This is a genomic window from Prevotella sp. P4-67 (assembly GCF_002251325.1).
GTDB lineage: Bacteria > Bacteroidota > Bacteroidia > Bacteroidales > Bacteroidaceae > Prevotella.
The window spans coordinates 112,576-128,674 of sequence record NZ_NPJL01000059.1 but is presented as its reverse complement, the minus strand read 5'-3'; the positions used below and the strand labels follow the sequence as shown (position 1 = coordinate 128,674).

12 protein-coding genes are annotated in these 16,099 nt (G+C 54.1%); all 12 read left to right on the top strand.

Going from position 1 to position 16,099, the window contains the following annotated elements; all coding sequences use genetic code 11:
• On the top strand, nucleotides 1–1,018 hold a 1,018-nt coding region (locus tag CIK92_RS10550; protein WP_173823830.1), incomplete at its 5' end, for a caspase family protein.
• Between the two features lie 6 nt (nucleotides 1,019–1,024).
• The gene (locus tag CIK92_RS10545; RefSeq protein WP_094389032.1) at nucleotides 1,025–2,476 is read left to right on the top strand and encodes a C1 family peptidase; all 1,452 of its coding nucleotides are present in this window, start codon (nucleotides 1,025–1,027) and stop codon (nucleotides 2,474–2,476) included.
• A 20-nt stretch (nucleotides 2,477–2,496) separates the two neighbouring features.
• The gene (locus CIK92_RS10540) at nucleotides 2,497–4,518 is read left to right on the top strand and encodes a cytochrome c biogenesis protein CcdA (protein ID WP_094389031.1); all 2,022 of its coding nucleotides are present in this window, start codon (nucleotides 2,497–2,499) and stop codon (nucleotides 4,516–4,518) included.
• Between the two features lie 73 nt (nucleotides 4,519–4,591).
• The gene (locus tag CIK92_RS10535; RefSeq protein WP_158214778.1) at nucleotides 4,592–6,967 is read left to right on the top strand and encodes an SEL1-like repeat protein; all 2,376 of its coding nucleotides are present in this window, start codon (nucleotides 4,592–4,594) and stop codon (nucleotides 6,965–6,967) included.
• Nucleotides 6,968–7,092: 125 nt separating this feature from the next.
• Nucleotides 7,093–7,380: an ATP-binding protein gene (locus CIK92_RS10530; protein ID WP_254046061.1), complete on the top strand. Its 288-nt coding sequence runs from the start codon at nucleotides 7,093–7,095 to the stop codon at nucleotides 7,378–7,380.
• Nucleotides 7,381–8,901: 1,521 nt separating this feature from the next.
• Nucleotides 8,902–9,111 carry a hypothetical protein gene (locus CIK92_RS13470; protein ID WP_144289401.1) on the top strand — a complete coding sequence of 70 codons (210 nt, stop codon included), beginning with the start codon at nucleotides 8,902–8,904 and terminating at the stop codon, nucleotides 9,109–9,111.
• 675 nt (nucleotides 9,112–9,786) lie between these two features.
• A complete protein-coding gene (locus CIK92_RS10510) occupies nucleotides 9,787–10,722 on the top strand; it encodes a helix-turn-helix domain-containing protein (RefSeq protein WP_094389028.1) in 936 nt (311 codons plus the stop codon).
• 140 nt (nucleotides 10,723–10,862) lie between these two features.
• Entirely contained in the window at nucleotides 10,863–11,981 is a 1,119-nt protein-coding gene (locus CIK92_RS10505) for a site-specific integrase (RefSeq protein ID WP_057259280.1), read from the top strand.
• A gap of 242 nt (nucleotides 11,982–12,223) precedes the next feature.
• Nucleotides 12,224–13,054, top strand: a complete 831-nt coding sequence (locus CIK92_RS10500; protein ID WP_057259282.1) for a hypothetical protein — start codon at nucleotides 12,224–12,226, stop codon at nucleotides 13,052–13,054.
• A gap of 210 nt (nucleotides 13,055–13,264) precedes the next feature.
• Nucleotides 13,265–13,639 (top strand): helix-turn-helix domain-containing protein, encoded by a 375-nt coding sequence (locus CIK92_RS10495; protein ID WP_007758558.1) that lies wholly within the window; start codon nucleotides 13,265–13,267, stop codon nucleotides 13,637–13,639.
• A 5-nt stretch (nucleotides 13,640–13,644) separates the two neighbouring features.
• Complete coding sequence (locus CIK92_RS10490) at nucleotides 13,645–14,799, top strand: AAA family ATPase (protein WP_057259283.1); 1,155 nt, start codon at nucleotides 13,645–13,647, stop codon at nucleotides 14,797–14,799.
• Nucleotides 14,800–14,978: 179 nt separating this feature from the next.
• Nucleotides 14,979–16,091, top strand: coding sequence for a DUF6371 domain-containing protein (locus tag CIK92_RS10485; RefSeq protein ID WP_094389041.1), 1,113 nt, complete (start codon nucleotides 14,979–14,981; stop codon nucleotides 16,089–16,091).
• Nucleotides 16,092–16,099 lie beyond the last annotated feature (8 nt).

The following is a 16,099-nucleotide window of genomic DNA, read 5'->3' as shown; positions in this document are numbered from 1 at the left end:
CCAACCCAAGCCCGCTCCCGTGGTGACCGTCAAGGCTGTGCCCACATTCACCTGGACCACCCTCCCCGCCACCACCACGCTGACCAGCGTGAAGATATCGGTGGGCATACGCTCAAAGAGCCAGATTACCGCCACACATGTCTATGTCAACGGTCAGATGTATCGTGGCATCAAGGCGGTGACCAACGATGGCTCGGATATGCGCATCGAGCAGACCGTGCCCCTCGTCGAGGGTAGCAACATCATCAAGGTGAGCGCCACCAATGCCGACGGCACCGCCACCTCCGAGCGCACCGTAGTGCGCCAGACCACCAAGCCAGTGACAGTGACCCAGGGCAAGCGCATCGCCCTCGTCATAGGCAACTCGGCATACCCTGCCCAGCGGCTCACCAACCCGCAGAACGACGCCGCAGATATGGCTGCCAAGCTCAAGACGCTGGGCTTCGAGGTTATCCTGCTCCAGAACGGCACCAAACGGCAGATGGACGACGCCATCAACCAGCTGGGACAGCGCGCACAGGGCTACGACGCCGCCATGTTCTACTACGCCGGTCACGGCATACAGTACAAGGGCGCCAACTACCTTATCCCCATCAACGCCAATATGCACTCGGCGAGCGATGTGGAGTATGAGTGTACCGACTTGGGCCGCGTGCTCGACAAGCTCGACGAGTCGGGCTGCAAGATGAAGATTATCGCTCTCGACGCCTGCCGCAACAACCCCTTTGAGCGCAGCTGGTATCGCGGAAGCGCCGACAGGGGTCTCTCGGCTGTCAATGCGCCCGTGGGAACATTCATCTCCTACGCCACAAGCCCAGGTAGCGTGGCTGCCGACGGCCAGAACCGCAACAGTCCATACACTACAGCACTGCTGCAGACGCTCGACACGCCCGGACTGTCTATCGAGACGGTGTTCAAGCGTGTCGCCGCCAGCGTGTTTACCGCCACCAACCGTCAGCAGACGCCCTGGTACTCCAGCTCGCTGTTCCAGGGAGACTTTATCTTCAACAACAAGTAGACAGACATGAGAATTACATCACTCCTCATAGCCCTGCTCTGTGCCACCGGCATGATGGCGCAGAGCGAATATGGCACCGGACTGGTCTTCGACGACGACGCCTACGCCCGCATACCGCGCCAAGCCACCCTGCTTACCCGCGACTATACCGTGCTGCCCAAGGCCTACTCTCTGAGGCGCTTCTGCCCCGTCGCCCGCAACCAGGGACAGTTTGGAACCTGCACCAGCTGGGCCACATCATACGCTGCACGCACAATAGCCGACGCCATACGCAACGGGTGGACATCGCAGATAGTGATAGACCGCGAGGCGTTCTCGCCCATATTCGTCTACAAGCAAATCAAGGGCAGCAACAAGCCCGGATGCAGCGACGGCACATCCATACAGGACGCCCTGGACCTGCTCACCGAGAAGGGCGCGCCCAAGTTCAGAGACTTCAACGTGCTCTGTGCCGACTACATCCCCGCAGCACTCTTCGACAAGGCGCGGAACCACACTATAGACGACTACAACACCCTCTTCTACCCCTTCGACACCTACGATGAGAAGGTGAGGACGGTCAAGAAGGCGCTGTCGCAAGACATGCCGGTCATCATCGGTATGTCGGTGCCCAACTCGTTCTTCAAGTGCAAGGACGTGTGGGTCAAGACCGAGCCCAACAATGACGGCGGCGGCCACGCCATGTGTGTGGTGGCTTACGACGACTACAAGTACGGCGGCGCCTTCCTCATCCTCAACAGCTGGGGCACCGCATGGGGCAACAACGGTTATACCTGGGTGAAGTATCGTGACTTTGCCGACAACACCCGTTATGCCTTTGAGATGTATGTGGCCAAGAGGCCCAAGCCGCAGCCACAACCCAAACCGCAGCCTCAACCCCAGCCCAAGCCGCAGCCACAGCCCAAACCGCAGCCACGCCCCCAGCCGGTCGTGCCCACCTACAGACTGGCAGGCTCACTGCGCTTCCAGCTCTCCACGGGCGAGACTATGGCAGCCACGCTCAACGCTGGCATCTACCGCATGAAGTCGGCATACATCTCCGGTACCCGCTACCGTCTGTATGTCACCAACAGCGCCCCCGCCTATGTCTACATCATCGGCTCGGACATCACCAACAAGGTGACGCGTGTGTTCCCGCCGACCGACAATATCAGCCCCGCCCTGCTCTACAGCTCGAGCAACATAGCCATACCCGACGAGAAGTGGTATATCGAGATGGACGACACCCGAGGCACCGACCACGTGTGCGTCATCTACTCGGCCAAGCCCATAGACATCAAGGCGCTGATGGCACAGGCAGAGAGGTCGGCAGGCACCTTCAGCCAGCGCGTGCGACAGGCTCTGGGCTCGCGCGCCGTAGCAGCCTCGGCCATCACCTACACCCCCGGGCAGATAGGGTTCAAGGCTAAGAGCACCGCCACCGTAGTTCCAGTATTCATAGATATCCAACACCAATAAGCAACAACCACTTACAAGAAATGAAGAGAATAATAGCAATGGGCGCCATGCTCCTGATGGTACTCACAGCCATGGCCCAAATGGAAGACCCCGTAAAGTTTACCGCCGAAATCAAGACCGGCAAGACCGCAGAGGCAGAGATAGTGTTCAGCGGGCGCATCGAGGCCGGCTGGCATATCTACTCGACCAACCTGGGCAGCAGCGGACCCACCGAGGCTTCGTTCCATGTCAACAAGGCCGACGGTATAGAACTCGTAGGCAAGCTCATGCCTCGCGGCAAGGAGAAGAGCCACTTCGATGCGATGTTTGGCATGAACGTGCGCTACTTTGAAGGCACCGCACAGTTTGTCCAGAAGATACGGTTTACCAAGCCGACCTACACCATCGACGCCTACCTGGAGTATGGCGTGTGCAGCGACGAGAACTGTCTGCCGCCGGGTGAGGTAGCGCTCAAGAAGAGTGGCAAGTCGCCCGCCGTGGCTGCTGCCACCGAGCCCGCAGCTGCCGAAGTGGCCGAGACTGCAGCCCCAGTCGTGGCCGACAGCACTGTGGCTCCTGCCGACAGCGCCGTGGCTCCCGTCACCGCCAGCACCGAGACCCTCTGGTGGCAACCCGTGACCGAGCAGCTCGAGGCGTTAGACAGCGAGGCCAACATAGCCAACCACTCGCTGTGGTACATCTTCATCGTAGGATTTATCGGTGGACTCCTCGCCCTCGTCATGCCCTGCATCTGGCCCATCATCCCGATGACCATCAGCTTCTTCCTCAAGCGTGCCAAGGACGACCGCCGCAAGGGCATCAAGGACGCCATGACCTACGGTCTGTCTATCGTCGTCATCTATCTGGGTCTGGGCCTGCTCATCACCGCCATCTTCGGCCCGAGCAAGCTCAACGAGCTCAGCACCAGCGCCGTGTTCAACGTCATCCTGTTCCTGCTGCTGCTCGTCTTCGCCTTCTCCTTCTTCGGCTGGTTTGAAATCAAGCTGCCCGACCGTTGGGCCAACGCCGTAGACAGCAAGGCCAGCAGCACCACAGGTCTCATCTCGATATTCCTCATGGCATTCACGCTCGTGCTGGTATCATTCTCCTGCACCGCGCCCATCATAGGTCTGCTGCTGGTGCAGACTGTCACCACCGGCGACTGGCTGGCACCCACCATAGGCATGCTTGGCTTCGCCTTGGCATTGGCTCTGCCCTTCACACTCTTTGCCCTGTTCCCCTCGTGGCTCAAGTCGGCACCGAGGTCGGGCTCGTGGATGACCACCATCAAGGTCGTGTTGGGATTTGTCGAACTCGCCTTCTCGCTGAAGTTCCTCTCCGTTGCCGACCTGGCCTACGGCTGGCATCTGCTCGACCGCGAGGTGTTTCTCTCGCTGTGGATTGTCATCTTCGGAGCCATGGGCCTCTACCTCATCGGCAAGCTGAAGTTCCAGGAAGACGCTGTGGGCGGCGAGATAGACAAGCCCATGCCCGTGCCCTGCATCATGGCAGGACTCTGCGCCATAGCCTTCGCCATCTACATGGTGCCCGGACTCTGGGGAGCGCCCTGCAAGGCCATCAGCGCCTTTGCGCCACCCATCAACACCCAGGACTTCAACCTCAACACCAAGACCGTAGAAGCCCATTACCACTCCTATGAAGAGGGAATGGCGGCTGCCAAGGCCCAGGGCAAGCCGGTGCTCATCGACTTTACCGGCTTCGGCTGCGTCAACTGCCGCAAGATGGAGGCTGCCGTATGGACCGACCCCACCGTGGCAGATATGCTCAACAACCAGTACGTGCTCATCTCGCTCTATGTAGATGACAAGACGCCGTTGGCAGAACCCGTCGAGGTGAGCCTCAACGGACAGCAGCAAACCCTGCGCACCGTCGGCGACAAGTGGAGCTATCTGCAGGCAAGCAAGTTTGGCGCCAACGCCCAGCCCTACTACATCGCCATCGACAACGACGGCCGTCCGCTCAACCATGCCTATGGTTTCAAAGAGGATGTAGCCGCCTATATCGACTATCTGCAGCAGGGTCTGAACACCTATCGCCGATAGGTCCAATCCCCCACCACGCATAGAGGCCCACGCCGACAGCCCCGCAATGAGGAGCATCGGCGTGGGCCTTTTATTGATATTTAACATACATCATCCCCACGAGTTGGGGATTTATATCTATCTTTGTCAAAATAACTATTTCCTACCTTATTATATATATGAGCACTTCCGACTTTACCACCCCTACAACGAGACCAATGCCGACGCCGCCAAGCGACTCTACACCAGTGCTACCCAGAAGTACGACCTCAAGGACTGTGCCGAGGCCGTAAGGCTCTATGAACAGGCGTGGCAGAAAGACCCCTATGTGGGCACTTTCCACAATCTTGCACTCTGCTACTACCACGGTTGGGGCACGGCGAAGAACGCTATGCGGTGTCATGACCTGACGTTCCACGCTGCGCGGATGAACGATGCGCAGTCCATGTACAACCTGGCTTCGTTCTACAGCTCGGGCTTCGGGTGTGAAGCCAACCCGAAGAATGCCCGCTACTGGCTGGAGCAGGCTGCCAACAAGGGCTACATCCCTGCCCGCTACACCCTCGCCGTCAAGCAGCACGCCGAGGCGCAAGCCAATCCCCCGCTGCTCCATTTCTGCTACCGCAACCTCAAGGCAGCAGCCGACAATGGCCACGAGAAGGCGCAACGGCTGATGGCCGAATGGTTCGGACCGATGACCGAAGAAGAGTGGCAAGGCATGACGACCATAGATATGTTCAACAGAGGCTGCAACTGGACCAACGGCACCAACGGCTACAACCAGAACTACGTACTGGCGCTGCGCTGCTACTATGCCGCCGCCAGCCGCGACTACGATGGCGCCTGGTGCAACATCGGTTGGATACTGGCAGAGCAAGACCGGATGAGCGAAGCCAATGAGGCGTATCTCAAGGCAGCCAACCTGGGCAACAAGATAGCTATGGTAAACCTCGCCAACAACCTCTTCTACGGCAGAGGATGGGCAAAGGACGAAGCCGGAGCCCGACAGTTTCTGCTCATGGCAAAGAGCCATGGCTACGAGGGCATCGACGAGATAATGGCTGGCTACTTCCCCGAAGACGAGGTGGATCGACAGGCCGAGGGCATGACTCCCTACCAGATGGTAAGAAGGGGATGGACGCTCATGGAGGGACGCGACGGTGAGGCGCGCAACCTCAGGGTGGCTGCGTTGTGGTTCGACCGCGCCGCTCGCAATGGCTACGACGACGCATGGGTCTACCGAGGCAGGGCACTTGCTCTGCAGGGGCTCCACGACCAGGCTTTCGCCGCCTATCGTGAAGGTGCCGACCAGGGCAATATCGACTGCATGGGCATCCTTGGACGATGCTACGCCAAAGGTCTGGGATGCGAGCAGGACAAGGGGCGTGCCATGGACTGGTGGGATAAGGCGTACCACAGATTTCACCCCAGAGCGGGCAAGATGATGACCAAACTCTGTCCCGTAGCGGCTCGCAAGAGGATGGCGCAGTACATGATAGACAACATGAAGATGTGTATCGACCTGGACTTCCGCTTCGACGATGTCAATGTCAGGAAACTGGCCGACGAGCTGATAGATCACGAGGAGTATGACACTGCGCGCACGCTGCTCAGGCGCTGCGTCTCGACCATAGCCAACAACGTGGGCGGCAGCGACCTCTACGAAGACGTGCTCGTGCAGCTGGCGTGGGTTTACTTCATGGACGGTAAAGGCGACGACAACTACAACGCGCCTTATTACAACACCCGCGCAGCCCACGACATCGCGATACTCATCGGCAATGACTACAGGGGCAGCGACAGGGGCAAGGCTGAGTTCAGGCTTGCTAATATCTTCGACGAGTGCTTCGCCAACTACGAGGACTATGAGATTGGACAGCTGGAAGAGCACTTCAGCCAAGATTGGTACAACCGACGGGCATACCACTATTTTGCCATAGCGGCAGAGCATGGGTATTATTATGCCATGTTCCACCAGGCGGTGGCGCTCATCTATGGCTCGCCGGTGGCGGAGGATTACGACAAGGCCTACGAGCTGCTCTGCCGGTGTCAGGAGTATCAGCCCAGGGCGCTCGCCTTATTGGGTCTGATGCATTTTGACCCAAAATACGGCCGCCAAGACTATCAACAGGCACGCGAATACTATGAAGACATGGTCGAAGAACTCGATATAGAGGGTAACGGCACCCTCACGGTCAGGACGTCCATGGCCTGTGTCAATCTGGCAGACATCTACATCGGGCTAAACTCGTATGCCTACGACCGCAAGGCGCAACAGCTGCTCGAGATAGTGCGCGACTACCGCGGCTATCCACACTTTGACGCCGACGCTCTCTATGGCTACATGATAGTCCAGGGCCGATGCGACAACAGGAGATACTCCTACGACGACGGCGTCGAAATGATGCGCAGAGCCTATCGCCAGCACGACGACCGCGCAGCCAAACTGCTGCGTAAGTGTGGATTATAGGCGCGTTTTAGTTAACAATTGTTATAGCGAGATAACATTTAACTAACAAAGTTGTGCTTTTGAACTTTTTGTGCAAACTATTGCAATACTTTTGCGTGTAGAAACAACACCTAAAGCATTACAATATGAAAAGAGAAATGGTTATCTCCTCGGCACAGCCAGCAGTTGAGTTCAAGAGCATCAGCAGTAGAATAGCAGCAGCGGTACGTATGCCGCTGGTGGCACTGAGTCGCTATTATTCGATGGTTCTGGAGCGCGAAATCAACATCCGCCAGACCCTCATGCTTCTCAATGCGCAGACAGCCTTTGTCTTCGCCGTTTTTCCCGTCGACGGCCCGCTCGTCCTTCGTGCCCTCTGCGCCGCATGGCTATGGCATGCCGTCAAGAAATGTCGCAACATACTTACCAACTAATCTATGATATACCTCGTAGGGCTATCCCGCCATTCTCATCTTGTCACAATAGAAGCGGGATAACCCTATACGTAGCAATTATCTTTATCTCTCCCAATCCATAATGGCATCCCAGTCAGACAGGATGCCCATAATCTAATACAATGAACACCGAGGGGGCTTCGCCAGCAGTCCACACCAAGTAGGAGGAAAGCGGCGGGTGGCCCCTCGCTTTGTGTAGTGGGACAGGAGATAGAACGCCGAAGCCCCTCTCCAACTCTCCCCAAGGGGAGAGGGCAACCGCAGCTCTGGACTATGTAAACGCAACTCCGTTAGAGTTGTCGGGGGTGCGTACCAGCCAACATAGAAGCCCCATCCCAGCCTTCCCCAAGGGGAAGGAGCCACATCAAACGCCCTTAAACACAGCAAGTAGGGACTCCCGCCCCTTGGAGAGGGTTGGGGAGGGGCTTCCCATGGCTATCAATCTCCTTCCCCTTGGGAGGGCACTGAAAAACTAAAACCCACGATCAAATTGAAAGTTGATGACGGAGAAACAGCTGTTTTACCCTTTATTATCTGTCTATTTTAGCCTTATTTTAGGCGATTTGCAGAAAGAGAAGTTACAAATCGTAAGCATTTTCCGTTTTGGTCATAAAAAAAGGGGACTTTTTCAGTGCCCTCGGGAGGGCCGGGGAGGGGCCACCCGTCAGCAGCGGCAACTCTGTAGGAGTTGCGATTACACAGCCCAGGGTTGCGGGCATGGCCCGCTACCCTGGGTAGCTGCCCCACTAATATTGCTACTCTGTAAGAGTTGCGTTTAGCCGTAGGCGTTATACTCAATCTTCTTATTTCCGCCAACCCATTTCTGCCCATTAACCTGCTGCGGGTAACGCCTTCGGCTAATCGCAATACTTACAGCATTGCTTTCTCTTTTTTTGTCCTTACCCAGGGTAGAGGCGCTGCGCACCTCAACCCTGGGCTGGGAAATCGCAACTCCTACAGAGTTGCCAAGGACAAACGAGCTGGGAAATCCACCGATGCCGGCACGCACTCGACGGTAACATACAGCAAATCCATCGTGGATGGCACGCCCACAACGGCAACTCTAAAAGAACATAAAACAAGCATTTTTCCGTAAAATGTGGATTAAAATTCCGTAAAATATGGATTTTAATTCCGTGGTTTGTGAATTATATGAGAGGAAACAACAAACACGGCAAGGCTGGTGTCATGAGGATAAGAACGATAATACCCCATGGCATGCCATGAGGTATTATTATAAGGTTCTCCGTATGAAGCTTTAACCCAAAGTACATCGTTGACGGTACGCACCCAATGGCAATATGTGGGAAATCCATCGTGGATGGTACGCACCCAACTGCAACTCTGTAAGAGTTGCGATTCCACAGCCCAGGATTGCGGGCATGGCCCGCTACCCTGGGTAAGACACCCGCTAACATAGCAACGCTGTAAGTGTTGCGTTTAGCCGTAGGCGTTACCCACAGCAGGATATAATATAGGATGATATAAACACAAAAAGCCATGGCGGCTGTTGTCGGCTTCGCCTTTTTGGTGACGGTAGCGACGCCAGTCGGAAAACGAGTTTTCCTCCTTGTCATCACCACCATCCCCAACGCCATGCGCTGCATGGCGACAACAGCAGCCACGGTAAAAAAAAGCGGCCGTTGGCCGTTCAAAAAATCCGCCGTTGGCGGTAAAAAAACAGTTGCTTGTGTTATTCCATCTGATTGACACCTGCCGATAGGAAAAAAAGCTAATCACTTTTTGTACCGGCGCAAGCCGGACTTTTTTTTACCGCCAACGGCGGACTTTTTGTATTTGCGGCTTTTCAGCCTGCCATCAGGCAGGCGCGGCTGGGGGTGGCGGGGAATAGCCGAGAGCTCGCTCTCGAGATATTACACGACACACACGGACGCACAGGGCGAAGCCCTGAAAAGCCACAAATCTTTTTGTAGCTTCTTATGCGAGTATATCCAGAGAATATCGAAGCGCATGAGACACATAACGCCTACGGCTAAACGCAACACTTACAGCGTTGCATTTTGGCTATGTATTTAGAAGCGTAGAACAACCAAAAACAATCAGAAATATCCAAACATAAACATTTAATTATCAGTACATTCTAAAAATTAACACTTTTCGGCTGCTTTTTGATGCTTCCCAAATTTCCACATATTTTTGAGACGTATTTCTGACGTGGAGAATTTGCGGGGCTTGTTTTTTGTCACACCGTGCAGACAGTTGACAAGGGTTTACAACCGTTTACGACAAGCGACAATATCCGCCCCGACATTCAGTGACGGTCACATCGTGTAGAAAGGCGACAACCGTTGACTGCCGTTTACATCCGTTCACCACTTCAGGAATATAGGATTGAAGAAATGAACCAGTAAACGATAAAGCAGTATGAAAGCAACCCGAAAATGCAGTTTTTGCGGCAAGTCCTTTGTAACCTGCAGCGGAATGCAAAGGTATTGCAGCGAGGCTTGTCAGGCGGAAGCCCGGCGAGCCAGAATGACACAGAAGAACAACCTCTTCAAAGCCGTCCGGCCAATCATGGAGATACAGCATCAGGAGTATCTCACCTTTTCCAAAGTAGCCATACTCATGGGCTGTTCCCGACAGTACATCTATAAACTTGTAGCCATGGGCAAGCTGAAAGCCTCACGCATCAGCAACCGCATGGCATTCATCCGCAGAGCCGACATCGAGCGGATGCTGGAGAGCAATCCCTACCACCGCATCCTGCCCGGCAGCACTTCCACACCGAAAAAATCCGCTTCATCTTCCTTCCCGGCGAAAAAAGAAAAAAGGGAAAAGGTAACCGATGAAGTGCCGGACTTCTATTCCGGTGAAGAGGTGATGTCCCTTTATAAGGTCAAACAGTCATGGCTCTATACCACCGCCAAACGCAATCGCATTTCCATCTGCCGTATCGCTGGAAAGAACTATTACAGCAAGAAGCATGTTGACGAGTTCTTCGGTACGGCTGTTGATATGGACAGTATCACCGACTGGCTCCTGACCGAAGAAGCGGAAGAGCAGTTCGGCATGAAGCCTGCCGCACTCCGGGCATACGCCTACCGGCACAGGATACCGACCAAAAGAGAATACGGCCGCACCTATTACTCCAAGTCCCATCTGGACGAACTCCGCAGAACCGACCTTGTGAACGACGAGCGTTATTACACCGTGGAACAGGTCCGGCAGATTTACGGACTTTCCTCAGCCAACATCTGCCATATCGTCAAGGTTAGGCACATCGAAAAGATAAAGGTCGGCGTGAAGAACCTGCTTCTACGCTCCGACGTGGAGCGTGTCATGGCTGAAAGGAACAAATAACCGCAAGCAACCGCCATTACTCGAAAATTATTTTAAAATGATTGTCGTGGAGATATTCACGGCTGTTTCACGTTGTTCCTTTGCCACCGTGAACACGGAGACACCTCCGGAAATGTACAACCAGTTAAAACATCATCAATATGAGTAAATGCAAGACAGTAACCTTGCGCAAGCGCAAGATCAAGAACGGTACACAGTATTCGCTGTGTCTGGACTATTATCCCGGCTACCGTGACAACACCACCATGAAAGTGATAACACGTGAAGCTCTGGGTATTTACATTTTTGCCAAACCTGCCAACCAGCAGGAGCGTGACTTCAACGCACGCATGATGAAGAAGGCAGAGATACTCCGCAACAGGCGTTACGAAGCCATCTTCAACGAGAACAACGGCTTCTTTGACAAGGCCAGGATGAAAGGGGATTTCCTCGCCTACTTCAAGGAACTGGCAGACAGAAGGAATATCAAGTGGCAGCACGTCTACAAACACTTTGAACGGTTTGTAAATGGCAAATGCACCTTTGAAGAGGTGGACGTGGACTTGTGCCGCAAGTTCATGGAGTACCTGCTGAACGCTCCCCAGACCATACATACCAACCAAAAGCTGCATATCAATTCTGCGGCGGGCTACTGGTCGGCTTTCCGTGCCGTCCTGCACACGGCCTACCGTGACAGGAAGATAAAGGAGAATCCCAACGGCTTTCTGGACCGTATCGAGAGTATTCCCACCATGAGAGAGCATCTGAGCCAGGAGGAACTGATACGGCTTGCCGAAACGCCATGCGAGGAAGAGGTTCTGAAAAGAGCTTTCCTTTTCGCCTGCCTGACGGGATTGCGGAAGAGCGACATCAGGCAGCTTACCTGGCAGCAGATACAGCCGTATACCAACGGCAAGATGTTCGTGACCACCCGTATGCAGAAGACGAAGCAGATTGTACACAACCCCATCAGTGATGAAGCCTACGGACTGCTCGGGGAACGGCATGAAGGACTTATCTTTGAGGGCTTCAAGGACAAGATGCTGCAGGGGCCCCTGAAGCGTTGGCTGTCGGCGGCAGGCATAACCAAGAAGATAACCTTCCATTGTACCCGGCATTCATTCGGAAGCCTGCACGTGGAAATGGGCACGGACATGGCTGTCATACAAGCCTGTCTGGGACACAAGAACATTACCACCACACAAATCTATTCCAAGATGGCTGCACAACAGATGTGCGAGGTGGTGGACAAGATAACCCTGAAACACAAGGAAGCATAGGCCTTGTTTCAGGATATTCAGGGGGAGCGGTTATTGCGTGCAGGCTTTAACCGCTCCCTCAGTTTCTGATGGCACCATTCCTTAAAAAGTCATTATAGTATGATATTTTGGTATGATTCCGGACTTTTGGTGAAAAACATTGAAAAAGAAACCGCCAACCAAGGCTAATGAGCAATAATTGGAAGAATACCATTAAATTTGCAAAGACCTGACAGTTACAAGTAATAACCGAAAAAAACGATATGGAACCAACGATAAAGGACAAATACATCATTCTGGGATTCATCGGCGTTGCCATCTGCCTGATTTCCTTTTTTATCACGCTGATTGTCTCCGCAAGTTTCAATCAGGACAATTTTGTAAGGCTGATAGTCTTTGTATGCAGCAACATTCTCGGTTGGCTGCTCTATCTCTCTTTCCAGACGGTCATTTTCGACTCATACGAGATCTGGAAACTCAAGTCCAGCAAGAAAAAGGCATCTGCCGGAATCATAAGGGCTCAGGAAGAACAGCTACAGGATGCAAATGAACCTGCAGCTCCGACACCAATGCCGACAAACAGGGAAGCAACCCCGGATATAAAACCGGTAGAGATTGCCATTGCCCCGGAACTGCACGAAAAGAATCGTGCCAGCTATGAGGACAGACAGAAGCAGGAAGAGGCGGAACGGATCCGCATGGTCATGGAGTACATCCACTTCGTCATGCCCCGTATTGCCGACAAGGAGACCGTCAACCATATCTGTGCCGAGGTCAACAAGTGGATGTGCCTTCACAGCTACAAGCCCAAGCCGATAACAGGACGGCTGACCAGGGAGATTACCAACATTCCGCTCCGCCATTTCGTGTGGAACATCTCCGAGCGTTTCATGTACAAGAAATACTACAACGGGGACAACCGTGCCAATTTTATCAAGACCCTTTTTCCACGTGAGTTTGCCGACACGGATATAGCGACCATAAAGAACTTCAAGGTCGATCCGTCAAAGACGCTTATTCCCATTGACGAACCCGAAAACGGCAGTCTGGACTTCCATTATCCCGAAGATTATGCACGGAAAGTGAACAGTTGACCGTTTCCCGGGGATATAACAACAATAACGACAAGTATCAGGCAACACGTAACAGCCTGTATCTCATTGTTTCCCGAATAGCTTTGCCCGTCATTCACGGTTGGGCATCTTTATTTGGGAATTATTTTGCAATGACATCCCGTGAATATCTTCACGGCCATATCATTGCGGTCCTTTGCGCCAAGCCTTACAAAAGAGGCGAGTACGCAAATGGAAAAAACAGTGATTACATTCAACGACCTACCGGAGGTCGTAGCCCAGCTTCGGGACGAAGTGATGAGCTTGAGAAGCCTGCTTACCGAGCAGCGCAGTGTGAACAATGCAAAGGCGGTGGACACCCATGTCCCCATGTCCGTGGATGAAGCGGCGGAATATCTCGGTATTCCCAAGGGAACGCTCTACATGAAACTGTCGGACGGAAGCATTCCGGCCACCAAGCCCGGCAAACGCTATTGCCTTTACCGTGACGAACTGGACAGATGGCTGGAATCCTCCCGCAAGAATCCCGTACCCCTGTCCGATGAGGAACTCAGCGAGTCCATGTCCTCCTCCCATCGCCGCAAGCCCGGCCAACGTAACTGGTAAAAGCCATGGAAGAGGACAAGAACTATATCAGCATGATCCATGGCGACCTGACAAGGGCAGCCCAGATGCAGAACGGTATGCCGGAAAATATCGGCGTGATGAGCATAAAGACCGCCAACCGGACCATACTCGAAGCATCGCAGCTGCCCACGCCCCGTGCGTTGTGGGACAGTTTCTGGTACGAGGGGGAACTGTCCTGCCTCTTTGCGGATTCCAACGTGGGGAAATCCATCCTTGCCGTGCAGATAGCCGACCGTATCGCCCGGACTGACAACGTGCTTTATCTGGACTTTGAACTCTCTGAAAAGCAGTTCCAGCTCCGCTATACCGACGAGTACGGAAAGCCTTACACCTTTCCCGAAAGGCTGTACCGGGTATCGCTTGACAGCGACGCCCTTCTGGATGCCGACTTTGAAGGGACAATCATCGGCAGCATCGAACAGATGGCACAGCAGACCCGCTGCAGGATCTTCATCGTTGACAACCTTACTTACCTGTGCTGTGCCATGGAGAAAGGCGATGCGGCGGGACGGCTGATGATACAGCTCAACAATCTCAAAAAGAGATACGGGCTTTCCATCCTTGTCCTGGCACACACCCCAAAGCGTTCACTGGACTGTCCCATCACGTCCAACGACCTTGCCGGAAGCAAGCGGCTCTACAATTTCTTTGACAGCGTGTTTGTCATCGGGAAAAGCGCACTGGACGGGGGACTCCGCTATGTGAAGCAGCTTAAGGTCCGTTACGGGACATTCTCGTATGATGCCGACAATGTGATTGTCTATGAGATTGAGAAAACGGATGCCTTCCTGCAATTCGTGTTCAGGGGCTATTCAACCGAAAAGGAACACCTGAAGAAACCGGGTGACAACGAATCGGGACAAAGGGATTGCCTTATCCTGCAACTGTCCCAATCCGGGAAGTCAGTCCGGGAGATAGCCTCGCAGGTCAATTGCGGCAAGTCCACCGTCAGCCGGATAATCCAGCGCAGCAAGGAGGACAGGAACGCAGCTGTCCCTGCTGTCCCGCTGTCCCGTCCCAAGGAGAACGGGACAATGGGACAGGTGGGACAGCATGGGACAGATGGGACAAGCGGGACAGCAGGAGAAGCAAGGCAGGCGGAGCTGTTTGCAGGACATGAAAAGGAGGACAAACCATGAAAAAGCAGCCTGCACACGGCTGTATGCCAGCCGACCGTATCATTTGCAGAACATGGGAGCATACAAACCGGGCCCTGATTTTCCAGAGTGTCCCGGGGTGTCCCAAGTGTCCCACTGTCCCAGCCTTTAGGGGACGGGACAGCGGGACAACAGTAGAAAACCAAACATCAAAAAAAGTCATGAGCAACTATTCATTACAGAAATATAAAGGAACGTCAACACGGCATACCTGTCCGAATTGCGGGGACAGACGTTCCTTTGCCTACTATGTGGACGAAAGCGGTACGCCCCTTCACCCGTCAGTCGGCAGATGCAACCACGAAAGCGGTTGCGGGTATCATTATACGCCCAGACAGTATTTTCACGACCACCCCGAATGCCGGACCACCGGTGATTTCTCTTCCGGCAGACAATGTATGGCGCAGAAGCCCAAGCAACCGCTGCAACAGACAGCCATCGGTTACATACCGCCGCACTATGTGGAGAAATCGCAGAGCGTGCATAGCAACTTCTGCCGTTTCCTTTCAGTACTGCTTGATTCCTATTACGGCAGCAAGGCAAAGGAAGTGCTGGAACGGTTGATGGAGGATTACCGTCTGGGAGCTACCCGTGACGGTGCGGTCATCTTCTGGCAGATTGACCGGGAGAACAAGGTGCGGACTGGCAAGGTGATGCAGTACAATCCCGGGGACGGACACCGTGTAAAGGACGGACATGCATCGGCAGTGAACTGGATACACAGCATACTGAAAAGGCAGCGGGTGCTGGCGGAGGAATGGCAGCTTTCCCAATGCCTTTTCGGGGAACACCTGCTGAGTGTCTATCCTGACAAGGTGGCGGTTCTGGTGGAATCCGAGAAGAGTGCCGTTATCGGTTCCGCCCTCTTCCCCGATTATGTATGGCTGGCGGCAGGAGGCAAAAGCCAGTTGCGGGAGGAAAAGCTCCGTGTACTGAGCGGACGGACCCTACTTCTCTTTCCAGATGCCGATGCCTATGCCGAATGGAAAGAGCGTGCCGACGGCATGACCTTCTGCAAGGTGATGGTGTCTGACCTCATAGAGAAGAACGCAACGCCGGAGCAGAAGGCGGCACATATCGACATAGCCGACTGGATAATTTACCAGATACGGGACAGCAGGATAAATTGTACAGCTGACCATCTGGTGGAAGCGGAAAGAATCCTGCTAAGAATGACAGGAAAGAACCCCGCCCTTCAAAAGCTGATAGATGATCTGGGGCTTGTGCTGGTCAGTGCATCCCTAATCGGCAGCGGTGACGGAAACCCTCCTTAACGGAGGAG

What these genes read in the sequence shown, in the direction of transcription:
- CIK92_RS10510 (WP_094389028.1), top strand. Translation starts at nt 9,787, where the DNA reads ATGAAAGCAACCCGAAAATGCAGTTTTTGCGGCAAGTCCTTTGTAACC.
- CIK92_RS13470 (WP_144289401.1), top strand. Translation starts at nt 8,902, where the DNA reads ATGGCGGCTGTTGTCGGCTTCGCCTTTTTGGTGACGGTAGCGACGCCA.
- CIK92_RS10495 (WP_007758558.1), top strand. Translation starts at nt 13,265, where the DNA reads ATGGAAAAAACAGTGATTACATTCAACGACCTACCGGAGGTCGTAGCC.
- CIK92_RS10540 (WP_094389031.1), top strand. Translation starts at nt 2,497, where the DNA reads ATGAAGAGAATAATAGCAATGGGCGCCATGCTCCTGATGGTACTCACA.
- CIK92_RS10500 (WP_057259282.1), top strand. Translation starts at nt 12,224, where the DNA reads ATGGAACCAACGATAAAGGACAAATACATCATTCTGGGATTCATCGGC.
- CIK92_RS10485 (WP_094389041.1), top strand. Translation starts at nt 14,979, where the DNA reads ATGAGCAACTATTCATTACAGAAATATAAAGGAACGTCAACACGGCAT.
- CIK92_RS10490 (WP_057259283.1), top strand. Translation starts at nt 13,645, where the DNA reads ATGGAAGAGGACAAGAACTATATCAGCATGATCCATGGCGACCTGACA.
- CIK92_RS10505 (WP_057259280.1), top strand. Translation starts at nt 10,863, where the DNA reads ATGAGTAAATGCAAGACAGTAACCTTGCGCAAGCGCAAGATCAAGAAC.
- CIK92_RS10530 (WP_254046061.1), top strand. Translation starts at nt 7,093, where the DNA reads ATGAAAAGAGAAATGGTTATCTCCTCGGCACAGCCAGCAGTTGAGTTC.
- CIK92_RS10545 (WP_094389032.1), top strand. Translation starts at nt 1,025, where the DNA reads ATGAGAATTACATCACTCCTCATAGCCCTGCTCTGTGCCACCGGCATG.